We start from the raw sequence: 20,427 nt of genomic DNA on the forward strand, positions 1-20,427 counted from the left end.
CCCACGCCTTCAGACGGCATTTCGACAAGGAATACGATGGAACGGCAGACAGATGAATTTGCCCAAGCGGCGGCAAGGGCGGCAATCTGGTTTTTGGCACGCTATGCGGGTTCCGGCGACGAAGTGCTTGCAAACTGCACCGAACGCCTGTTTCAGGCATTGCAAAACGGTCATTCGTTTATCCGTTTGAGCGGTGGCGAGGCTGACGCGCTGTCGGCACTCGCACCCGTGGTCGGAACATCCGCCGCGCCTTTGATTTTGGAAGGCAGAAGGCTGTTTTTGGGCAGGATGTGGCAGTTGGAATACGATTTGGCTGCCGAGATAAAACGCTTGGCGGCAGCCGACACGTCCGCCCCCGACGCGGCAGGCGCGAGGCAAAACCTCGCAAAATGGTTTCAAGGCACGGGCAGCGAAGGGCAGCGCGATGCCGCCGCCTTGGCACTGTTGCAGTCTTTTATGGTGATTACCGGCGGGCCGGGAACGGGCAAAACGACAACGGTTGCCAAACTGCTGGCGCTGATTTGCGGTGAAGACGAAAATCTTCCCAACATCGCGCTTGCCGCACCGACGGGCAAAGCGGCGGCACATATGGCGCGCGCGCTGCACCGTGCAATCAACGGTTTTGACGCGCCGGAGGCCGTCTGCCGCCATTTGCTCAAACTGGAAGGGCAAACCGTCCACCGACTGCTGAAGCTGCGCCCGCCCAAAATGCAGGCGGCGTTCAACCCTGTTTACCCGCTGCCGTTTGACGTATTGGTTATCGATGAAGCCTCTATGCTGGATACGGTATTGATGTTGCAACTTTTAAAAGCGGTCAAAACCGGCGCGCGCGTGATTCTGCTGGGCGATGAAAACCAGCTCCCGTCCGTCGGAATCGGGGACGTGCTGTCCGTCCTGTCGCAAAAAACCGTTTTGGACGGAGAAACGCACCAAAGGCTGGCCGGCTTCCTTCCGGAACACGGTTTCAGCGTCAGTGCAAATCCGCCCTTGTTGGCGCAAAACACCGCCCATCTGTCGTTCAGCCACCGCTTCGGCGACAACAGCGGCATCGGCTGCCTTGCCCGTGCCGCCGTATCGGGCGATGAGGGGGCGTGGGCATTGTTTGACCGGTTTCCGGACGAACTGGAACATTCGGAATGCAGTCCGAACGCTCGAGTCGAAAGGTTGTACCGGGCGCACAAAGCCTATTGGCAGGCGGTAAAAGACGGCAATATCGAAGCCGCATACGCAGGCATCTCGGATATCGTGGTCCTGGCAGCTTGGCGGCAGGATGCGGAAGACTTCAACGAAGCCTATTGCAGCCATGTACGCCGCAAAATGAACATACCGGAACATCAGGCCTATTTCGCCGGAGAACCGATTATGATCAGACAGAACGACTACGCGCTTGAACTGTTCAACGGCGACATCGGATTGATTATGGAAGATGTCGGACGGCAGGGCAGCCTTGCCGCCTATTTTGCCGATGCGGACGGATTTAAAAAGGTAGCGGTAAGCTGCCTGCCCGATTTCGAACCCGCATTCGCCATGACCGTCCACAAAAGCCAAGGTTCGGAATATCGGGAAGTCTGGCTGCTGCCGCCTTCCGCCGCACCTTCGGACGAAGGGGACGATGCATTGTCCGGATTGAGTAAGGAGCTGTTATATACCGCCATTACCCGCGCGAGGGAGAAGTTCGTATTCTTCGGCGGAGAAGAAACCTTCCGGCAAGCTGCCGCCACTGTCAAAACGCGTCAGACGGCATTGGGCAGTATGCTCGAGCGGGTATTTTCACAAGAATAATCCGCCCGAATGCCGCGCCGCCGCCCCTTATGCCTTTTTCAAACGGTATAGGAAAGTGGTTTCCCGGGTTCGCGCAAAAGCAAGCGGATCGCTCGGATTCGCGGCTTTTTTGTGCTTCGGCTTGGTTTTCATCATATCGGCAACACGCAAACCCGCCCGGATAAATGCCTTTTCCAAAAAATCGGCAGGGCGCAGCCCCAAATGCTCTGCAAGGTCGGAAATAATCAGGCGGATTTCTCCGTCGGGATTCAGATGTTTCGGCGCATCCCGCAAAAACGCAGCCAGCATCGCAGATTCGGGGTCGTATAACGCGGATTCGACGGCGGAAGTCGGCTTGGCGGGAAGCCAGGGCGGATTGCAGACAATCAGATCGGCAAACCCTTCGGGAAACAGATCGGTTTCCCGTATCTCAACCTGTTTTTCAAAGCCCAAACGGGCAATATTGGCACGGGCGCAGGCGACGGCTTTCGGATTGGTATCCGTGCCGATGACGGAAGGAATGCCCTGTTTCGCCAAAATGGCGGCAAGCACGCCGGAGCCTGTCCCGATATCGAATGCCGTCTGAAAACCCGTTGACGGCGCATGGGCGAGCAGGTCGAGGTATTCGCCGCGCAACGGCGAGAATACGCCGAAAGGAACGTGTATGCTGCCGCCCAGCTGCGGAACGGCAACCCCTTTCTTATGCCACTCGTGCGCACCCATAAACCCCAGCAGCAGATTGAGCGGCAGGAAAAACGGTTTGCCGTCCGCCTCTCCGTACACGTCGAGCAGGGCGGCGCGTATATCGGGCGCGCGTTTGTTGTCCAACACAAAACCGGGGCGGATTTCAACGGCAAGCATATTCAGAATACGGCTCTGCTGCGCCTGCTTCATACGGTGGGCGTGGAAAAGGGCGGCGATATCCGCATCGGAACGGACGGCGGCAGGTTTGCGGACCTTCTTCTTCATTGCGGAAAGCACCTGTTTGGCATTGTGGAAATCGCCCTGCCAGACAGTTGCAATATTTTGATAGGCAGCCTTCAAAATGCCGTTTGCACCACTTTCGCGGACATAATGCCAACCTTTGGGCGGCTTTTGCAGACTTTCGTTGCGCCATTCGAACCCGTTATCGGGAAAAATAAAAGAAGACATGGAATACCTGCGTCATGTTTTGAAAATAGGGCGGCAGAACCGCAAACCATACGGATGGTACAGCAAGGAGCGGCAACACAGAACAGTTTTTTGTTCCCGCCTTGTCTTTCCAAGCCCATGCCGTCTGAAGCCGGAATGTTTCAGACGGCATCGCATCAAACTCCATAAATAAACCACATATGCTTGAAATAATACCTTCAACCCCAATGTACGCGAAAATCGGCAATCTGTCAGACACAAGAGAGTACCTATGACACAAAAAGAAAAGCATTTTGAGGAATATGCCGCCTTGGCAACCCTTCCTTTGCGGGATGTCGTCGTTTACCCGCATATGGTTCTGCCGCTGTTTGTCGGCAGGCCGAAATCCATCGCCGCACTGGAAAACGCCATTACCCGCGAGGAGCCGGTTTTCCTGTTGGCGCAAACCGATGCGGCGCTAGAAGAACCGGTTGCCGCCGACCTGTATCAGACCGGTACGGTCGCACAAGTCCTGCAAGTGTTGAAACTACCCGACGGCACGGTAAAAGTATTGGTCGAAGGGCTGTATCGCGGACGTGTTCTGACCATTGAAGACACGGGCGGTCTGTTCGTTTCCCATATAGAGACGGTCGTGGAAGAAGACACGGGCGGCAATACCGACCTCGAAGCCGTGCGCCGCACCCTGTTGGCGCAGTTTGAACAATACGCCAAACTCAATAAAAAAATCCCCGCCGAAATTATCGGCAGCATTAACGGCATTGCCGAAAACAGCCGGCTAACCGATACGGTCGCAGCGCATTTGCAGTTGAAACTGGCGCAACGCCAACAGATTTTGGAAATTCCCGAAATCGGCAAACGGATGGAATTCCTGCTGGCACAGCTGGAATCCGAACTCGACATTATGCAGGCCGAAAAACGCATACGCGGACGCGTCAAACGCCAAATGGAAAAATCCCAGCGCGAATATTATCTGAACGAACAGATTAAAGCGATACACAAAGAATTGGGCGAAGAAGACGAAAACGGCGAACTGGATGCCTTGGAAGCAGGCATCAAAAAGGCGGGGATGAGCAAAGAAGCGGAAGAAAAATGCCTGTCCGAACTGAAAAAACTCAAAATGATGCCGCCGATGTCTGCCGAATCCACCGTCGTACGCAACTACATCAACACCCTGCTCGAACTGCCGTGGAAGAAAAAATCCCGCGTCAGCAAAGACATCGCCAAAGCCGGATTGGTGCTGGATACCGACCACTACGGCCTGGAAAAAGTCAAAGAACGGATTTTGGAATACCTCGCCGTCCAAAAACGTATGGACAAACTCAAAGGCCCGATTCTGTGCCTGGTCGGCCCTCCAGGCGTGGGCAAAACCTCTTTGGGCGAATCCATCGCCAAAGCAACGGGGCGGAAATATGTCCGCATGGCTTTGGGCGGCGTGCGCGACGAAAGCGAAATCCGGGGACACCGCCGCACCTATATCGGCTCCATGCCCGGTAAGATTTTGCAGAATATGGCAAAAGCCGGCGTAAAAAACCCATTGTTCCTGCTCGACGAAATCGACAAATTGGGTAGCGACTTCCGGGGCGATCCCGCCAGCGCGTTGCTCGAAGTGCTTGATCCCGAGCAAAACAACAAGTTCGCCGATCATTATGCCGAAGTGGATTACGATTTGAGCGATGTGATGTTTATTGCGACTTCAAACAGCCTGAATATCCCGACACCGCTGCTCGACCGTATGGAAATCATCCGTCTGTCCGGCTATACCGAAGACGAAAAAATCAATATCGCGATGCAGTACCTCGTGCCGAAGCAAATGAAGCGCAACGGCGTAAAAGAAGGGGAATTGGCAATCGAAGAAAGCGCGGTGCGCGATATTATCCGTTACTACACCCGCGAGGCGGGCGTGCGTTCGCTCGACCGCGAGATTGCCAAAATCTGCCGCAAGGTGGTGATGCAGATTACCTTGGACGAAGACTCAAAAACCAAAAAAACCGGAAAAGCCAAGCCCAGGGCGGTTAAAGTAAATGAGAAAAATCTGCACGACTATTTGGGTGTGCGCCGCTTCGATTACGGCGTTGCCGAAAGCGAAAACCGTATCGGACAAGTAACCGGTTTGGCGTGGACGGAAGTCGGCGGCGAATTGCTGACCGTCGAAGCCGCAGCATTGCCGGGTAAGGGCGTGATTCAGTGCACCGGCCAGTTGGGCGATGTGATGAAGGAATCCGTGTCCGCAGCGTGGTCGGTTGTCCGCTCCCGCGCGGAATCAGTGGGCTTGGCTCCTGATTTTTACGAGAAAAAAGACATCCATGTCCATGTTCCCGAAGGTGCGACGCCGAAAGACGGTCCGAGTGCGGGCATTGCCATGACTTTGGCGATGGTGTCTGCATTCACCAAAATCCCGGTGCGCGCCGATGTTGCCATGACGGGCGAAATTACCCTGCGCGGCGAAGTCCTGCCGATTGGCGGTCTGAAGGAAAAACTGTTGGCTGCGCTTCGCGGCGGCATCAAACACGTTTTAATTCCAAAAGACAACCTCAAAGACTTGGAAGAAATCCCTGAAAACGTGAAAACCGGCCTGACCATCCATCCGGTCAAATGGATAGACGAGGTATTGGCTCTGGGTTTGGAAAGCCAGCCTGAGCCTTGGGCAGAACCTTCTGGTGCGGAAGCGGCGGCGGAATCCGCTTCAAAACCAAAACCCCGCAGCAGGGCAACCAAACATTGAAACGCAGGAAATGTGTTGTAAAAATGCGGTTTCGTCCTGAAAGCCTGTCAAATAGGGTGATTCCGTATTTTTTGCTTGACACGGCAATTTCAGAATTACTATAAAGCGAAAGTTGCTCAAGCAGTACAAACCCCGAGTATTCGGGCATTTCATCATTTTTTAAGACAGGAAGGGACTGATTGTGAACAAGTCTGAATTGATCGAAGCGATTGCTCAAGAAGCCGACATTTCCAAAGCCGCCGCACAAAAAGCTTTGGATGCCACTACCAATGCAGTAACCACCGCCCTGAAACAAGGCGACACCGTTACTTTGGTCGGTTTCGGTACTTTCTACGTGGGCGAACGTGCGGAACGCCAAGGCCGCAACCCCAAAACCGGCGAGCCTCTGACCATTGCCGCCGCCAAAACGCCTAAATTCCGTGCAGGTAAAGCATTGAAAGACGCACTGTAAGCCGTTTTTTATGAAAAAAGCCGATTCTTTAAAGAATCGGCTTTTTTATCGGTCCACATTATTCTGATTTCAAATCGGCAACACACTGCTTGTCACGTGCTTCAAAGGCATTTGCGCCGCCGAGCAGGTCAAGCTGTTCTTGTGCGCCGAGTTTGCCGAAGGATCTAATCTGTTTCTCGCTCAATCTGTCCAAAGGCTGCTCCCACATACATTTGCAGTAGTCGACGGCGAGGCGGGTATTGTTTGAATCTAAACCGCGGGCCCGCAAATCGTTTTGCCATTTTTCGGCAAACGGAATATTCTTCACGCAAGACTCGACAATTTTCTGTTTTGCCTGCGGTTTGGACATCGCGCATTGGGAGAGCAGGGCGGTTAAAGCGAGCAACGCCAAAATGACCCACGCCCAAATGCGGATGGTGCGGATTTTGGCTTTTGCTTTTTTGCGCGCGGCAACCTGCTCTTCCGTCGGCATTTCGTGTTTCGGCTCAGTCATGCAGGCTTTCCATGCGGATCATGGTAATCGGTTTTTCCACGCAATCCAGTGCTTCGATGGCTGCGATTGCCGACTTGATGTGTTTTTCGACCGTGCTGTGGGTCAGAATCACGATTTCGGCAGTGGTCTGATCAATCACGCCTTTTTGAATCAGTGCTTCGATGGACACGTTTTCTTGTGCCAACAGCGCGGCGATTTGCCCCAGCGTGCCCGGTTCGTCTTTGGCTTGGACGCGCAGGTAGTAGCTGCTGGTAATTTCGTCCATAGGCAGGATGGTTTGCGCTTGGACTTGCGCGGGTTGGAACGCCAGATGCGGTACGCGGTGGGCGGTATCGGCTTCAACCAGGCGGGCGATGTCGATGATATCGGCAACCACGGCGGAAGCGGTCGGCAATGCGCCCGCGCCCGCGCCGTAATATAAGGTTTCGCCAACCATATCGGCGTTGACGCGCACGGCGTTCATCACGCCGTTGACGTTTGCCAAGAGGCGGCTTTCGGGAATCAGGGTAGGGTGGACGCGCAGCTCGATGCCTTTGCCGGTTTTGCGGGTAATGCCCAACAGTTTGATGCGATAGCCAAGTTCTTCGGCGTATTTGATGTCGCGGCTGTCGAGTTTGCTGATGCCTTCGAGGTAGCAGGCGGAAAAGTTCATCGGCGTGCCGAATGCCAGTGCGCTCATGATGGTGATTTTATGGCCCGCATCGTTGCCTTCGATGTCGAAGGTCGGATCGGCTTCGGCATAACCCAATGCCTGCGCTTCTTTCAGTACATCGGCAAACGCGCTGCCTTTTTCGCGCATTTCGGAGAGGATGAAGTTGCTGGTGCCGTTAATAATGCCGGCGATGGATTTAATCCTGTTTGCTGCCAAACCTTCGCGCAGGGCTTTGATGATTGGGATACCGCCCGCTACTGCGGCTTCAAATTGCACCATGACATTTTTTTCTTCCGCCAGCGAGAAGATTTCGTTGCCGTATTCGGCGAGCAGTTTTTTGTTGGCGGTAACGATGTGTTTGCCGTTTTCAATGGCTTTCAACACCGCATCTTTGGCAATGCCGGTACCGCCGAACAATTCGACGACGACATCGACGTCTTCACGCGCGACCAGTTCGAACGGGTCTTTGACAAAGGCTGCGGACGGGCAGATTTGGCGGGCTTTTTCTTCGCTCAAGTCGCATACGGCACTGATGCGCACTTCGCGTCCCAAACGGCGGCTGATTTCCGCCGCATTGTCCCGTAACACGGCAGCCGTACCGCCGCCGACCGTACCTAAACCTAAAAGACCGATGTTTACTGGCTTCATTGTGTCTCCTTGTAAGCCGACTGAAATGTAAATATTGAAAGACGAAAATATCCGCTGCCGATATAATTGTGCCGCACTTTGAATCAAATGCAGTCTGAAATCGGCAGGCGGGTCAGATGAAATCTGCCAATCCTACATGAATTCGCCTGATTTTGCACCCCTTTCGGTGTAGATGATGCGGCGACGGGGTAAAAAAATGTTGTTTGAAGAAAATCCGATAGACGGACATTTTACAGAGTATGGCCACCGGTCGGGTGAAATCCGATTGGCGGGTCAAAGTTTCCATAAACCCGTGCTTGTACATAAGGATTCGGTCTGCCTGTCGCAATGCCGAACCTTGTCCGATCTGACTCCGGAAAACCTGTTGTCCGACATCAAACCTGTTGACTATCCGGAAATATTGATTATCGGGACGGGCGCGGCTCAGGAGTTTATCCATCCCAAAATCATGGCGGATTTTTCTCGAATCGGAATCGGCGTGGAATGTATGAATACCGATTCGGCATTCAGGACATTGGTTTTCCTGCACTCGGAAGGGCGCAGGGCTTGGGCTTGGCTTCAGCCGTAAATTTCCCATTTCAGACGGCATCGGCACTGACTTTCAGGTAAAATACGGGCTTTTTCCGCCCGACGATGTTTCCGTTATGATTGAAATCAAAAACCTCACCCTGCAACGCGGTTTGAAAGTCCTGCTCGACAAAGCCAACGCTACCGTCAATCCCGGTCAGCGCGTCGGTTTGATCGGCAAAAACGGAACGGGCAAATCGAGCCTGTTTGCCTTAATCAAGGGTAAAATCACTCAGGACGGCGGCGATGTCTCGATTCCGAAAAACTGGCGGCTCGCTTCCGTTTCCCAAGAAACGCCCGATTTGGATATTTCCGCTTTGGATTACGTTTTGCAGGGCGATGCCGAGTTGCAGGCTTTTCAGACGGCATTGAGGCAGGCGGAAGCGCAAAATGACGGCATGAAGCAGGCGGAATATCATGCCAAATTGGAAGAAATCGACGCTTATACCGCGCCGGCCCGCGCGGCAAAATTGTTGAACGGGCTGGGTTTTTCACAAGAAGAACACAGCCGCCCCGTCAAATCCTTTTCCGGCGGCTGGCGTATGCGCCTCAATCTCGCCCAAGCCCTGATTTGCCGCGCCGATTTGCTGCTTTTGGACGAACCGACCAACCACTTGGATTTGGAAACCGTCTTGTGGCTGGAAAACCATCTTGCTTCTTTACCCTGCACGCAAATCATCATTTCCCACGACCGCGATTTTCTCAACGCGGCAACTACCCAAACCATTGAATTATCGCAGCAAAAATTCACGCAATACGGCGGCAATTACGATTTTTACCAAAACGAACGCGCGCAGCGTCTCGCGCAACAACAAGCTGCCTATGTCAAACAGCAGGCGCAAATCAAACATTTGCAATCCTTTATCGACCGCTTCAAAGCCAAAGCCACCAAAGCCGTTCAAGCGCAAAGCCGCATGAAGGCTTTGGCAAAGCTAGAACGCGTTGCGCCCGCGCATCTGGACAGCGAGTTTTCCTTTGAGTTTTACCATCCCGATCATCTGCCCAATCCTTTGTTAAAGCTAGAACACGCTGATTTGGGTTACGAAGGCAAAACCGTTCTGCATGACATTACCCTGTCTTTGGAAAGCGGCGCACGTTACGGCCTGTTGGGCGTTAACGGCAGCGGTAAATCCACATTTATCAAAGCATTGGCAGGAAAAATCGATTTACTTTCCGGCAATATCGTCCGCTCCGAGAAGCTCAATATCGGCTATTTTGCCCAGCACCAACTGGATACCTTACGCGCTGACCAAAGTCCGGTTTGGCATATCCAGCAGCTTTCACCCGAAGTCCGCGAACAGGAAATCCGCAACTTTTTAGGCGGTTTCAACTTTGTCGGCGATATGGCGGTTCAAAAGACCGAGCCGTTCTCCGGTGGGGAAAAAGCGCGGCTCGCCCTTGCTATGATTATCTGGCAAAAACCTAATCTGCTGCTGCTTGACGAACCAACCAACCACCTAGACTTGGATATGCGCCACGCCCTGACACTTGCCCTGCAAAGTTTCCAAGGCGCATTGATTGTCGTTTCGCACGACCGCAGCCTGCTTGAAGCGACTACCGACAGCTTCCTCCTTATCGACAAAGGCCGTCTGAAGAACTTCGACGGCGATTTGAACGATTACCGCCAATGGCGTTTGGCACAAGAAAACGCCGCCGCCGCACCCGCAGCATCCGCACAAAGCCAAAGCCGCAAAGACACCAAGCGCATCGAAGCGCAAATCCGTCAGGAAAAAGCCCGACGCGGCAAGCCGATACAGCAGAAAATAGACCGTGCCGAAAAAGAAATGGCGCAGCTTTCCGAAATTCAGACGGCATGTGAAGCATTTTTAGCACAAGAAGACGCTTACCTTGAAGCAAACAAAGAAAAATTGCAAAATACCTTATCCCTGCTGACAAAAGTCAAAACACAACTTGCCCAAATCGAAGAGGTTTGGCTGGCTTGTCAAGAAGAATTGGAACGGATTGAAACTGAAATCGAGAAACAGTTTGCCGAGCGATAAAGAAGCGCGGACAGGGTGCTTATCTTTGCCTGCCAATAACGGTATAATTCGGGCGTTATCACCGCCTTTTACCGGTATAAACATCAGACTTTTTGCCGCCTTGGGTCTCCTGTCCCTTTCCGGCGCGGCGGCGCAAGCCTCCGTATACCATTGCAACTCAAATGGCAAAAGCGTATATACATCAGCCCCAGCAGGATCGTGCGCCGATGCGGATTTACCTAAAATGAGCAGCCATCAGGGAGGCGGATACCGCCTGAAAATTAAAAAACTCAGTTAAGAAGCCAAAATACACATAGAAAGTAAAAAGAAAAACAAAAAACCTGCCGGGAAAAAGAACAAGCAGGCTGCCAAAGCCCCGAAAGAAAATCAAAAGCAAACAACCGAAAAGAAAAGCCCGTAAAACGCCAAGAAAGCATTATAAAAAATACCAAAAAATCAAATAATTATCCGAGCATCAAGCACATTATGAAATCAAAACTCCCCTTAATCCTAATCAACTTTTCCCTGATTTCAAGCCCATTGGGTGCGAATGCGGCCAAAATCTACACCTGCACAATCAACGGAGAAACCGTTTACACCACCAAGCCGTCCAAAAGCTGCCACTCAACCGATTTGCCCCCAATCGGCAACTACAGCAGCGAACGCTATATCCCGCCCCAAACGCCCGAACCGGTATCATCACCGTCAAACGGCGGACAGGTTGTCAAATATAAAGCCCCGGTCAAAACAGTATCCAAGCCGGCAAAATCCAATACGCCGCCGCCGCAACAAGCACCCTCAAACAACAGCAGACGCTCCATTCTCGAAACAGAATTGAGCAACGAACGCAAAGCATTGGTTGAAGCCCAAAAAATGTTATCACAAGCACGTCTGGCAAAGGGCGGCAACATCAACCATCAAGAAATAAATGCATTACAAAGCAATGTATTGGACAGGCAGCAAAATATTCAAGCCCTGCAAAGGGAACTGGGGCGTATGTAAAGCCGTGTTTTCAAATCGACCGTTCCAAGGATTTGACAGAAGAAATGATGAAAAAGCAGCGGCATATCCTGTGTGTCGGCTGCCTGTATATTATATTGAAGGTCAACGTATTTCCCAATACCGGCTGGATGGAAGCGTCGAAAGGGATGCAGGGCATATCGTTCAGTACCTTCGGATACGCGGATGCTCCGGGCTATACATTCAGCCGCATTGTCCATACTTTAATTTTCCTACTTGGAAAGACCACAGGGACACGTACAACTGTTTCCGATAGTTCGCATAATATATATTATGTTAAATTATATATTTGTGCAAATAACTCCAAGGCATTAAGCTGTTGTTTGATGCTTTGCCAGTTTGGGAGAAAGTTGTCCATATGCGCCATAAAACGGGCGTTGCGATGGCGTTCGAGCAAATGGGTCAGTTCGTGGACGACGACGTATTAAGCGGTGCGGACACCCGAACCGCGATCCCCTAAATGTCTTGGTGGGAATTTAGGGGATTTTGGGGAATTTTGCAAAGGTCTCAAAACCCGCTCGCCTTATAGCCTGTCTGTGCCGCCATTTCAGCCTCCAAAACCCATATTTTCAAGGTGGGCATTGACTTTGCTTTGCCACTTTTCCACTTCTCGGGCAAGCTCGGCCATCGGGCTGCGGTAGCGGTCTTCCAGCGTGTTCAAGCGGCTGATAAGCTGCTGAATACTGTTTTCCAAGCGATTTTCGATTCGGCTTTGTAAATCGGCAAGCCATTTGTCTTGAACGGCAAGCTGCTTGATTTCGGCTTCGGAAAGTCGGCCGAATTGTTTGAATACGGCAAGGTTCAGGGCTTCGATTTGGGTTTTGACTGCGTCTTTCGCGGCTTTTTCCTGCGTCATCAGTGTTTGGGTGGTTTGTAAAACAGCCCGTTCGCCTTCTTCTATGCCGCTTTCTTCCAATGCGGTTTTCAGAAGTTTGGCGGAAAGTTTGCCTTTTGCATCCAATACGTCGTTCAGCGCACCCTCTTCGCCGCCGTGTTCTTCTATGTGGTTTTCCAATTCTTGGCTTAGGCGTTCCAGCTCGCTTTGTTTTTCTTCCAGCTTGGCGATGCCGTCTGAAAAGTAGCGGCGGGCAACCAGCTCGGGGGCGATGACTTCGCTGCGGTATTTTTTGCTGATGCGCTTGGTTTTGGCTTTGCCTTTTTTGCCGGTTTCGGTTTCCTCAAAGACGACGGTCAGGTTCGCGTCTTCATCGCTTTCTTTGGTGATTTCGGCCAGGTTTTTAACCGCCTTCCAGCCATCTTGGGCGATGAGATAAACATCGTCTTGCAGGGTTTCCGCCCAGTAGTCCGTCAGGATTTGGTAGAAATCGTATTCTTCAATCAGGCTGCCGGGTTTGAACGCGTCCAGCAGGCTTTCGCTCCATTTCCGGATAAGCCTGCCCGGTTGGATGGCGGCAAGGTCGTTTTGAGTGTGCCACGCGGCAAACTTTGCCAGGTGTCCGGCTTTGAAGGCGGCGTAATCGGGGTGCGCCAATATATGGGCTTTGATTTGGCTGCTTTCGATTTTATAGTGGATTAAATTTGGGGCTGTACTAGATTAGCCCTAAATTCCACACCAATCCCGCAGGATTTTAAGCTGTTGAGAGTGGGAAAGATTTGCAATCGATTCCGTTGTATAGTGGTAAAGCGGCCATCGTGTTCGGCAAACAACTCGTTTTTCATACGGCCTAAAACTTGCCAATAGGCTTCCAATGCGTCCATATCGTGCGCAGGTATGCCGCCATAAAGATAGGCGGCGAGATTTTGCAGGTCTTCAACTTCTCCGCTGTCGATATAGCGAGGCAGATTAAGGTTGTAATCTTGTGCTGCGATTTCGCTTAAATGCACCATACGGCTGTAACGAGGTTTGTGGAAGTGTCGATGATTTTGTGAATGTCTTGCTCACGCAGACGGTTTTTGTTGCCGTCTTTAATGAAGCCGCGCGATGCGTCAATCATAAACACGCTGCCGCCACTGATAACTTGGTTTGTTCCCTCTTCGGCAAATTGGGCGGTTTGGGCGTGTTCTTTGTCGATGACGATGATGCAGGCAGGAATGCCCGTGCCGTAAAACAGGTTGGCAGGCAGCCCGATAATGCCTTTAATAAGGTCAAGGTTAAGCAATTCCGTGCGAATACGCGCTTCGGCATTGCCGCGAAACAGCACACCGTGCGGAAGAATAATCGCACCTTTGCCGCTTGGTTTCAGGCTTTTGAGCAGATGCAGCAAAAAGGCGTAATCGCCGTTTTTTTCGGGCGGGATAAGGCGGATTGGCAACGGCAAAATCGAAGGTCTTAAGCCCGTCGTTTTCATCACGGAAAGACGAATCGGACAAGGTGTTCCCGGTGTTGATTTCGGCGGTTTCGTTGTTGTGCAAAATCATATTCATACGGGCAAGGGACGCGGTTGCCACATCTTTTTCCTGACCGTAAAGGCTGATTTGGCTGCCGGCTTGGGCGGCGGCTTTGAGCAACAGCGAACCCGAGCCGCAGGTCGGGTCATAAACGCTGGTGCTGGACGGCAATCTGCGCTGATTCCGATAATCTTCGCCATAATGCGGGAGACTTCGGCAGGCGTGTAAAACTGCCCTTTGGATTTGCCTGACTCGGTCGCAAAATGGCGCATCAGGTATTCGTAGGCATCACCTAACAAATCGTCGTCTTCGGCTTGGTTGGAAGAAAGGTTGAGCTTTTTAAAAATGCCGACAAGCCTGCTCAAACGGTCGATCATCTCCTTACCTTTACCCAGTTTGTCTTCGTCGTTGAAGTCGGTAACGTCGATCACGCCTTTTAAGTCGTTGGCTTCGGCAATTTGGGCGATAATCTTATTCAGGCGGTCGCCGATGTCGGCGGTGTTTTTGAGTTTGACGATGTCGTCAAAAGTCGTACCGGCGTGCAGCTCAATCATGCCGCCGCCGTACTTATGCTTATCAGAAACATATTTTAAAAACAATAGCGTAGGCACATAGTTCTTTATAAAGGCTCGCATCCATACCGCCGCGCAACTCGTCGCAGCCCGCCCAAAGTGATGCATAAAGCTGATTTTTTTTTGATTGCCATAAGGTTTTGCCTAATAAATGGAAATTACAAATCAAACGCGATTTTAACACGCCGGCGGCAACGGCTATATCGGCATTCACAGCTTCCAGTTTATCGGATCGATACCGTGCCGGCTCAAATAGCTGTTTGCCTGTGAAAAATGGCGGCAGCCGAAAAAACCGCGATATGCCGACAGAGGAGACGGATGCGGTGCGGTCAGTATCAAATAATTTTGACTGTCTATCAGTTTCCTTTTTTGTTGTGCATACCCGCCCCACAACATGAAGACAAGGTGCTTGCGGTGTGTCGCAAGCTGCCTGATGACGGTATCGGTAAAGCGTTCCCAGCCTAAAAGGGCGTGCGAATGCGCCTGTCCCGCGCGTACCGTCAAAACGGTGTTTAAAAGCAATACACCCTGCTCCGCCCACGCTGTCAGACAGCCGTGCGCGGGTATGGAAAAGCCTTCGATGTCGGTTTCCAACTCCTTGTAGATATTGAGTAAAGACGGCGGTATGCGGATACCCTGCCGGACGGAAAATGCCAAACCGTGCGCCTGCCCTGCCCCGTGATACGGATCTTGTCCGAGAATGACGGCTTTGACCCGGTCGAACGCTGTCAGGCGGAATGCGTTGAACACATCCGCCGCCGGCGGATAGATGATTTGTCCCGACAAACGTTCCTGCCTGACTGCATTTAAAATTTCCTGAAAATACGGCTGCTGTTTTTCGCCGCCGAGTGCATCGTGCCAAGTGTCCATATCTGCCCTATCCTTTCAAATTCGGCTATACTGCTGATATTGCGTTATTTTGTCAAACGACGCGCTTTGTGGGGAAATGTATGACTGTATGGTTTGTTGCCGCTGTTGCCGTCTTAATCATCGAATTATTGACGGGAACGGTTTATCTTTTGGTTGTCAGCGCGGCTTTGGCGGGTTCGGGCATTGCTTACGGGCTGACCGGCAGCACGCCTGCCGCCGTCTTGACCGCCGCTCTGCTTTCCGCGCTGGGTATTTGGTTCGTACACGCCAAAACCGCCGTGGGAAAAGTTGAAACGGATTCATATCAGGATTTGGATGCCGGGCAATATGCCGAAATCCTCCGGCACGCAGGCGGCAACCGTTACGAAGTTTTTTATCGCGGTACGCACTGGCAGGCTCAAAATACGGGGCAAGAAGAGCTTGAACCAGGAACGCGCGCCCTAATCGTCCGCAAGGAAGGCAACCTTCTTATCATCGCAAAACCTTAACACTCGGAGGAATTATGGAATTTTTCATTATCTTGCTGGCAGCCGTCGTTGTTTTCGGCTTCAAATCCTTTGTTGTCATCCCACAGCAGGAAGTCCACGTTGTCGAAAGGCTCGGGCGTTTCCATCGCGCCCTGACGGCCGGTTTGAATATTTTGATTCCCTTTATCGACCGCGTCGCCTACCGCCATTCGCTGAAAGAAATCCCTTTAGACGTACCCAGCCAGGTCTGCATCACGCGCGACAATACGCAGCTGACTGTTGACGGTATCATCTATTTCCAAGTAACCGACCCCAAACTCGCCTCATACGGTTCGAGCAACTACATTATGGCGATTACCCAGCTTGCCCAAACGACGCTGCGTTCCGTTATCGGGCGTATGGAATTGGACAAAACGTTTGAAGAACGCGACGAAATCAACAGCACCGTCGTCTCCGCCCTCGATGAAGCCGCCGGAGCTTGGGGTGTGAAGGTTTTGCGTTATGAGATTAAAGACTTGGTTCCGCCGCAAGAAATCCTTCGCTCAATGCAGGCGCAAATTACTGCTGAACGCGAAAAACGCGCCCGTATCGCCGAATCCGAAGGTCGTAAAATCGAACAAATCAACCTTGCCAGTGGTCAGCGCGAAGCCGAAATCCAACAATCCGAAGGCGAGGCTCAGGCTGCGGTCAATGCGTCAAATGCCGAGAAAATCGCCCGCATCAACCGCGCCAAAGGTGAAGCGGAATCCTTGCGCCTTGTTGCCGAAGCCAATGCCGAAGCCATCCGTCAAATTGCCGCCGCCCTTCAAACCCAAGGCGGTGCGGATGCGGTCAATCTGAAGATTGCGGAACAATACGTCGCCGCGTTCAACAATCTTGCCAAAGAAAGCAATACGCTGATTATGCCCGCCAATGTTGCCGACATCGGCAGCCTGATTTCTGCCGGTATGAAAATTATCGACAGCAGCAAAACCGCCAAATAAGCCGTGATGAAAATGCCGTCTGAAGCTCTGTTTTCGGGGTTCAGACGGCATTTTTATTTAAACCCGGGCAAGGTTGTATTCCGCTTCAAATTATAGTGGATTAACAAAAACCAGTACGGCGTTGCCTCGCCTTGCCGTACTATCTGTACTGTCTGCGGCTTCGTCGCCTTGTCCTGATTTTTGTTAATCCACTATATTTAAACCCGGGCAGGGTTGTATCCCGCTTCAAATATGTTTCGGAACCGCCTACCTGCCCCGGTAAAAACTGCCGGCAAAATATTTCTGCACGCCCTCGCGAAGCAAGACCAAGGTTACGGCGGCCAAAGGCAATCCGGCCAACATTCCGACAAAGCCCATCAGCTGCCCGAACGCCATCAGCGAAAAGATAACCCAAAACGGCGACAGGCCGATACGGTCTCCCACGATTTTCGGCGTAATGAAAAAACTTTCGAGAAACTGTCCTACGGCAAAAACCGCCCAAACAGCCAAGATGCCGTTCCACGAACCGAACTGGAGCAAGGCGGCGACGGTTGCCAGCAGCAGTCCTGTAAACGCGCCCAAATAGGGAACAAAAACCAAAATACCGGCAACCATACCGATTGCAAACCCCGAATCCAGCCCGACCAGCACCAACCCCAAGCCGTAAACCAAACCCATAATCAGCATCACCAGAAGCTGCCCGCGCAAAAATTCGCCCAATACCTCGTTCAAATTGCCTGTAATGCGCGTATAAGCACCGGCAAAACGCCTCGGAACCAGTTTGGCAATGCCGCACGACCACCGCTGCCAATCCAGCAGGAAATAGTAAAGCAGCAAGGGAAGCAGCAGCAGGTTGCCGATACTGCTGACAATATTGCCGCCCTGCCTCATCAAAACGGGAAACCACGCCTTAAGCGCGTTGCTCAACTCGCCCGTATGCGCCTGAAGCCACGCAATAATAGATGCCTGATCGATTTCCACATATCCGCCGATTGTATTTTTCAACCACGGCAGCAGCGTGTTCTGCATAAAACCGATTAATTGGGGCAGGCGCGATGCCAAATTGTTGAACTGCCCGACCAGCATAGGGACAATAATCAACAATAATGCCAACAACAAAATCAAGGAAAACACCATCACAGACATCGAAGCGGATGCACGGTTCAAACCCTTTTTCTGCAACCATTCGACCAAAGGGTCCAATACATACGCCAGCACCGCCGCAACCGCAAACGGAGTCAAAGTATCGCCGAGCGCGAAAACCAGCCAGACCAAGGCGGCAAACGCCGCACCGGCATCCATCCACGGCTTGATGCCCCGCCCTTTCCTCCGATACATAAAAACCACCCTTCCGAAAATAATATTGTGCGCCAGTATAGCAGAACCGCCGTGCCGTCAAAAAAGCCTCCGCCTTCCCGATAGCCTGTTATCGCGGTTTAGGCTAAAATAACGCACATCCGATGCCGTCTGAAAGGCAAACCCGCCTTCAGACGGCATACCGTACACGACAAGGCAGCACATCATGACCGAACAAAAAAACAAAACATCCCTCATCGAATTTCCCTGCACCTTCCCATTGAAAGTAATGGGCGCGGTGCATCCCGAGTTCGAGCAGGCGGTATTGGACACCGTCCGCCTCCACGCCCCCGACACGCAGGCGCACCACATCACCACGCGTCCGAGCAGCAAAGGCAACTATACTGGCGCCACCGTACAGGTAAAGGTTGAAAACCAAGAACAATTGGACAACATCTACCGTGCGCTGACTTCGCACGAACTGGTCAAAGTGGTACTTTGAGATGAAAATCATACACAAAGGTTTGGTCGAATATCTGCCGACTTTTGAAGCGATGAAAACCTTTAATGCCGGACGGAATGCCGACACCGAAGACGAACTGTGGGTCGTCGAACACCCGCCCGTGTTCACACAAGGACTGGTGGGAAAACCCGAACACCTGCTGATTCGCGACGACATTCCCGTCGTCCAAATCGACCGGGGCGGGCAGATTACCTATCACGGGCCCGGGCAATTGGTCGTTTATACGATGATTGATTTCAAACGGCGCAAAACCAGCGTCCGCAACATCGTTTCCGCGCTTGAAAACAGCATCATCGCCACATTGGCAGAATACGGCATCGAAGCGGCGGCAGACCCCAAACGCCCCGGCGTTTATGTCGGAGAACGCAAAATCGCCTCACTGGGGCTGCGTATCAAAAACGGCTCCGTCTATCACGGGCTTGCGCTCAACGTCAATATGGATTTAAGCCCGTTTACCCACATCAACCCCTGCGGCTACGCCGGTATGGAAATGACGCAAATCGCGGATTTTGTCCAACCCTGCCCCACGCCGGACGAAGTCGCCGCCAAACTTACCGCACACCTTGAAACACAATTCACACCGAAAGCAGACAACAATGAGTGAAATCAAAACCGACGACCCCAAACGCGGCATCAAACTCAGAGGCGCGGACAAAACCGCCCGCATCCCCATCAAAGTCGTCCCCCTTCAGGAAAAATTAAAAAAGCCCGAATGGATACGCGCCAAACTTCCATCGCGCAAATTCTTTGAAATCAAAGACATTTTGCGCGAACAAAAAATGCACACCGTTTGCGAGGAAGCCTCCTGCCCCAACATCGGCGAATGCTTCAGCAAAGGCACGGCGACCTTCATGATTATGGGCGACATCTGCACCCGCCGCTGCCCGTTCTGCGACGTGGGACACGGCCGCCCGAATATGCTCGACCCCGACGAACCGAAAAACCTCGCCGAATCCGTCAAAGCCATGAACCTGCGTTACGTCGTCATCACCTCCGTCGACCGCGACGACCTGCGCGACGGCGGCGCACAGCATTTCGCCGACTGCATCAAAGCCATCCGCGAAACCAGCCCGAACACCAAAATCGAAATCCTCGTCCCCGACTTCCGAGGACGCTTGGACATCGCACTCAAAATCCTTGCCGAAACCCCGCCCGACGTGATGAACCACAACCTAGAAACCCATCCGAGCCTGTACAGAAAAGCCCGTCCCGGTGCCAATTATCAACATTCTTTAGACTTATTAAAACGTTATAAAGAAATGATGCCGCACATCCCGACCAAATCCGGCATCATGGTCGGCTTGGGCGAAACAGACGAAGACGTGCGTGAAATTATGCGCGATATGCGGGCGCACAATATCGAAATGATTACCATCGGACAGTACCTCCAGCCTTCAGACGGACACCTGCCCGTCCTGCGCTACGTTACGCCCGAGCAGTTCAAAATCTTTGAAAAAGAAGCATACGAACTGGGCTTCAGCAATGCCGCCATCGGCGCGATGGTACGTTCCAGCTACCACGCCGACGAACAGGCTGCCGAAGCCTTACGCGAAAGCCACGGCGGTTGCGGGCATCATTAAACCCAAAATACCGTTCCGAAGTAAAAAATAATTTCCTACGCTGCTGTCTGCCGCGTTGTTTAATCAGCTTTAATTGTCTATGCCGTCTGAAAGCCCCTCAGACGGCATAATTTATTCCCAAAATCCGATAATCTCAAAAGAATCTGTCGGTTAATGAGAACGATTCATTATAAATTTTGATAAAAAACCGTGCTCTATTTGTTTTTCGCTATGGTTAACAAGTGTAAATGTTCTTTATGGATGATATGGATTCTTAGTTTTAACAGCACAAAAAACCGATAAGAAACAGCATACTGATTTGGAAGGCATCGGGGAATACGCCCTATTTCTTTTGATAATTGTTTGTATTTTAAATAGAAAATTTGTCATGCCGACAGCTTTTGC

Annotated in this window: 22 protein-coding genes and 1 pseudogene; 11 read left to right on the plus strand and 12 right to left on the minus strand. The window is 52.0% G+C overall.

Annotation, left to right across the window (positions count from 1 at the left end):
- Positions 1 to 36: 36 nt before the first annotated feature.
- The gene (gene recD, locus IUJ45_RS00790; protein WP_082308603.1) at positions 37 to 1,782 is read left to right on the plus strand and encodes an exodeoxyribonuclease V subunit alpha; all 1,746 of its coding nucleotides are present in this window, start codon (positions 37 to 39) and stop codon (positions 1,780 to 1,782) included.
- Between the two features lie 27 nt (positions 1,783 to 1,809).
- Here the strand turns inward: recD and IUJ45_RS00795 are convergent, their stop codons facing one another.
- Together IUJ45_RS00795 and IUJ45_RS00800 are read right to left on the minus strand one after the other, a co-directional pair.
- Positions 1,810 to 2,913: a methyltransferase gene (locus IUJ45_RS00795; RefSeq protein WP_002240523.1), complete on the minus strand. Its 1,104-nt coding sequence runs from the start codon at positions 2,911 to 2,913 to the stop codon at positions 1,810 to 1,812.
- Entirely contained in the window at positions 2,888 to 3,064 is a 177-nt protein-coding gene (locus tag IUJ45_RS00800; protein WP_226893060.1) for a nitric oxide synthase, read from the minus strand. Before IUJ45_RS00800 ends, IUJ45_RS00795 begins: the two co-directional genes overlap by 26 nt.
- 99 nt (positions 3,065 to 3,163) lie before the next feature.
- Between IUJ45_RS00800 and lon the strand changes: the two genes are divergently transcribed.
- Together lon and IUJ45_RS00810 are read left to right on the plus strand one after the other, a co-directional pair.
- Positions 3,164 to 5,614 carry an endopeptidase La gene (gene lon, locus IUJ45_RS00805; RefSeq protein WP_197901990.1) on the plus strand — a complete coding sequence of 817 codons (2,451 nt, stop codon included), beginning with the start codon at positions 3,164 to 3,166 and terminating at the stop codon, positions 5,612 to 5,614.
- A gap of 181 nt (positions 5,615 to 5,795) precedes the next feature.
- A complete protein-coding gene (locus IUJ45_RS00810) occupies positions 5,796 to 6,065 on the plus strand; it encodes an HU family DNA-binding protein (RefSeq protein ID WP_002213508.1) in 270 nt (89 codons plus the stop codon).
- A 58-nt stretch (positions 6,066 to 6,123) separates the two neighbouring features.
- On the opposite strand, the gene IUJ45_RS00815 is transcribed toward IUJ45_RS00810, so the two are convergent.
- The gene (locus IUJ45_RS00815; protein WP_002222429.1) at positions 6,124 to 6,558 is read right to left on the minus strand and encodes a hypothetical protein; all 435 of its coding nucleotides are present in this window, start codon (positions 6,556 to 6,558) and stop codon (positions 6,124 to 6,126) included.
- Positions 6,551 to 7,858 carry a homoserine dehydrogenase gene (locus IUJ45_RS00820; RefSeq protein WP_002239085.1) on the minus strand — a complete coding sequence of 436 codons (1,308 nt, stop codon included), beginning with the start codon at positions 7,856 to 7,858 and terminating at the stop codon, positions 6,551 to 6,553. The genes IUJ45_RS00815 and IUJ45_RS00820 overlap by 8 nt, the downstream gene beginning before the upstream one ends.
- Positions 7,859 to 8,054: 196 nt before the next feature.
- Here IUJ45_RS00820 and IUJ45_RS00825 point away from each other — a divergent pair, with 196 nt between their 5' ends.
- The 3 genes from IUJ45_RS00825 to IUJ45_RS00835 all read left to right on the plus strand — a co-directional run bounded on the left by IUJ45_RS00825 (position 8,055) and on the right by IUJ45_RS00835 (position 11,406).
- Complete coding sequence (locus tag IUJ45_RS00825) at positions 8,055 to 8,426, plus strand: Mth938-like domain-containing protein (RefSeq protein ID WP_033912006.1); 372 nt, start codon at positions 8,055 to 8,057, stop codon at positions 8,424 to 8,426.
- 76 nt (positions 8,427 to 8,502) lie between these two features.
- Positions 8,503 to 10,425 (plus strand): ATP-binding cassette domain-containing protein, encoded by a 1,923-nt coding sequence (locus tag IUJ45_RS00830; RefSeq protein WP_002249366.1) that lies wholly within the window; start codon positions 8,503 to 8,505, stop codon positions 10,423 to 10,425.
- Positions 10,426 to 10,890: 465 nt separating this feature from the next.
- The gene (locus tag IUJ45_RS00835) at positions 10,891 to 11,406 is read left to right on the plus strand and encodes a hypothetical protein (protein WP_002213515.1); all 516 of its coding nucleotides are present in this window, start codon (positions 10,891 to 10,893) and stop codon (positions 11,404 to 11,406) included.
- 289 nt (positions 11,407 to 11,695) lie between these two features.
- On the opposite strand, the pseudogene IUJ45_RS11105 reads toward IUJ45_RS00835, so the two are convergent.
- The 7 genes and pseudogenes from IUJ45_RS11105 to ung form a co-directional block, all read right to left on the minus strand.
- Positions 11,696 to 11,848: pseudogene (locus IUJ45_RS11105) on the minus strand (YgjP-like metallopeptidase domain-containing protein); the annotation flags it as partial.
- A 123-nt stretch (positions 11,849 to 11,971) separates the two neighbouring features.
- Positions 11,972 to 12,916: a hypothetical protein gene (locus IUJ45_RS00845; RefSeq protein WP_002232472.1), complete on the minus strand. Its 945-nt coding sequence runs from the start codon at positions 12,914 to 12,916 to the stop codon at positions 11,972 to 11,974.
- 41 nt (positions 12,917 to 12,957) lie between these two features.
- A complete protein-coding gene (locus IUJ45_RS00850) occupies positions 12,958 to 13,272 on the minus strand; it encodes a hypothetical protein (protein ID WP_002213517.1) in 315 nt (104 codons plus the stop codon).
- Complete coding sequence (locus IUJ45_RS00855) at positions 13,260 to 13,649, minus strand: N-6 DNA methylase (protein ID WP_226876292.1); 390 nt, start codon at positions 13,647 to 13,649, stop codon at positions 13,260 to 13,262. Before IUJ45_RS00855 ends, IUJ45_RS00850 begins: the two co-directional genes overlap by 13 nt.
- A complete protein-coding gene (locus IUJ45_RS10935) occupies positions 13,537 to 13,893 on the minus strand; it encodes an N-6 DNA methylase (RefSeq protein WP_203414982.1) in 357 nt (118 codons plus the stop codon). Before IUJ45_RS10935 ends, IUJ45_RS00855 begins: the two co-directional genes overlap by 113 nt.
- Entirely contained in the window at positions 13,806 to 14,327 is a 522-nt protein-coding gene (locus IUJ45_RS10940) for an N-6 DNA methylase (RefSeq protein WP_002233894.1), read from the minus strand. Before IUJ45_RS10940 ends, IUJ45_RS10935 begins: the two co-directional genes overlap by 88 nt.
- Positions 14,328 to 14,555: 228 nt before the next feature.
- Positions 14,556 to 15,215 carry a uracil-DNA glycosylase gene (ung, locus tag IUJ45_RS00865; protein ID WP_002246206.1) on the minus strand — a complete coding sequence of 220 codons (660 nt, stop codon included), beginning with the start codon at positions 15,213 to 15,215 and terminating at the stop codon, positions 14,556 to 14,558.
- 80 nt (positions 15,216 to 15,295) lie between these two features.
- Between ung and IUJ45_RS00870 the strand changes: the two genes are divergently transcribed.
- Together IUJ45_RS00870 and IUJ45_RS00875 are read left to right on the plus strand one after the other, a co-directional pair.
- A complete protein-coding gene (locus IUJ45_RS00870; protein ID WP_002236992.1) occupies positions 15,296 to 15,703 on the plus strand; it encodes an NfeD family protein in 408 nt (135 codons plus the stop codon).
- 14 nt (positions 15,704 to 15,717) lie between these two features.
- The gene (locus tag IUJ45_RS00875) at positions 15,718 to 16,665 is read left to right on the plus strand and encodes an SPFH domain-containing protein (protein ID WP_002236991.1); all 948 of its coding nucleotides are present in this window, start codon (positions 15,718 to 15,720) and stop codon (positions 16,663 to 16,665) included.
- A 246-nt stretch (positions 16,666 to 16,911) separates the two neighbouring features.
- Here the strand turns inward: IUJ45_RS00875 and IUJ45_RS00880 are convergent, their stop codons facing one another.
- Positions 16,912 to 17,982: an AI-2E family transporter gene (locus IUJ45_RS00880; protein ID WP_002246945.1), complete on the minus strand. Its 1,071-nt coding sequence runs from the start codon at positions 17,980 to 17,982 to the stop codon at positions 16,912 to 16,914.
- 184 nt (positions 17,983 to 18,166) lie between these two features.
- Here IUJ45_RS00880 and IUJ45_RS00885 point away from each other — a divergent pair, with 184 nt between their 5' ends.
- From IUJ45_RS00885 to lipA, 3 genes are read left to right on the plus strand one after another with little or no spacing between them, the layout of a single operon-like run.
- Positions 18,167 to 18,442: an HP0495 family protein gene (locus IUJ45_RS00885; protein ID WP_002217171.1), complete on the plus strand. Its 276-nt coding sequence runs from the start codon at positions 18,167 to 18,169 to the stop codon at positions 18,440 to 18,442.
- Between the two features lies 1 nt (position 18,443).
- Positions 18,444 to 19,067 (plus strand): lipoyl(octanoyl) transferase LipB, encoded by a 624-nt coding sequence (gene lipB, locus IUJ45_RS00890; protein WP_002219258.1) that lies wholly within the window; start codon positions 18,444 to 18,446, stop codon positions 19,065 to 19,067.
- Positions 19,060 to 20,043, plus strand: coding sequence for a lipoyl synthase (gene lipA / locus IUJ45_RS00895; protein WP_002213532.1), 984 nt, complete (start codon positions 19,060 to 19,062; stop codon positions 20,041 to 20,043). Before lipB ends, lipA begins: the two co-directional genes overlap by 8 nt.
- The last annotated feature ends 384 nt before the right edge of the window (positions 20,044 to 20,427 follow it).

Source organism: Neisseria meningitidis (assembly GCF_022869645.1).
Lineage (GTDB): Bacteria > Pseudomonadota > Gammaproteobacteria > Burkholderiales > Neisseriaceae > Neisseria > Neisseria meningitidis.

Excerpts from the sequence above, each read along its gene's own strand:
- IUJ45_RS00825 (WP_033912006.1), top strand. The coding sequence starts at position 8,055 with ATGTTGTTTGAAGAAAATCCGATAGACGGACATTTTACAGAGTATGGC.
- IUJ45_RS00885 (WP_002217171.1), top strand. The coding sequence starts at position 18,167 with ATGACCGAACAAAAAAACAAAACATCCCTCATCGAATTTCCCTGCACC.
- recD (WP_082308603.1), top strand. The coding sequence starts at position 37 with ATGGAACGGCAGACAGATGAATTTGCCCAAGCGGCGGCAAGGGCGGCA.
- IUJ45_RS00795 (WP_002240523.1), bottom strand. The coding sequence starts at position 2,913 with ATGTCTTCTTTTATTTTTCCCGATAACGGGTTCGAATGGCGCAACGAA.
- lipA (WP_002213532.1), top strand. The coding sequence starts at position 19,060 with ATGAGTGAAATCAAAACCGACGACCCCAAACGCGGCATCAAACTCAGA.
- IUJ45_RS00830 (WP_002249366.1), top strand. The coding sequence starts at position 8,503 with ATGATTGAAATCAAAAACCTCACCCTGCAACGCGGTTTGAAAGTCCTG.
- IUJ45_RS00850 (WP_002213517.1), bottom strand. The coding sequence starts at position 13,272 with ATGGTGCATTTAAGCGAAATCGCAGCACAAGATTACAACCTTAATCTG.
- IUJ45_RS00815 (WP_002222429.1), bottom strand. The coding sequence starts at position 6,558 with ATGACTGAGCCGAAACACGAAATGCCGACGGAAGAGCAGGTTGCCGCG.
- lipB (WP_002219258.1), top strand. The coding sequence starts at position 18,444 with ATGAAAATCATACACAAAGGTTTGGTCGAATATCTGCCGACTTTTGAA.
- lon (WP_197901990.1), top strand. The coding sequence starts at position 3,164 with ATGACACAAAAAGAAAAGCATTTTGAGGAATATGCCGCCTTGGCAACC.
- IUJ45_RS00870 (WP_002236992.1), top strand. The coding sequence starts at position 15,296 with ATGACTGTATGGTTTGTTGCCGCTGTTGCCGTCTTAATCATCGAATTA.
- IUJ45_RS00875 (WP_002236991.1), top strand. The coding sequence starts at position 15,718 with ATGGAATTTTTCATTATCTTGCTGGCAGCCGTCGTTGTTTTCGGCTTC.
- IUJ45_RS00820 (WP_002239085.1), bottom strand. The coding sequence starts at position 7,858 with ATGAAGCCAGTAAACATCGGTCTTTTAGGTTTAGGTACGGTCGGCGGC.
- IUJ45_RS00835 (WP_002213515.1), top strand. The coding sequence starts at position 10,891 with ATGAAATCAAAACTCCCCTTAATCCTAATCAACTTTTCCCTGATTTCA.
- ung (WP_002246206.1), bottom strand. The coding sequence starts at position 15,215 with ATGGACACTTGGCACGATGCACTCGGCGGCGAAAAACAGCAGCCGTAT.
- IUJ45_RS00800 (WP_226893060.1), bottom strand. The coding sequence starts at position 3,064 with ATGCCGTCTGAAACATTCCGGCTTCAGACGGCATGGGCTTGGAAAGAC.
- IUJ45_RS10940 (WP_002233894.1), bottom strand. The coding sequence starts at position 14,327 with ATGATTGAGCTGCACGCCGGTACGACTTTTGACGACATCGTCAAACTC.
- IUJ45_RS00880 (WP_002246945.1), bottom strand. The coding sequence starts at position 17,982 with ATGTATCGGAGGAAAGGGCGGGGCATCAAGCCGTGGATGGATGCCGGT.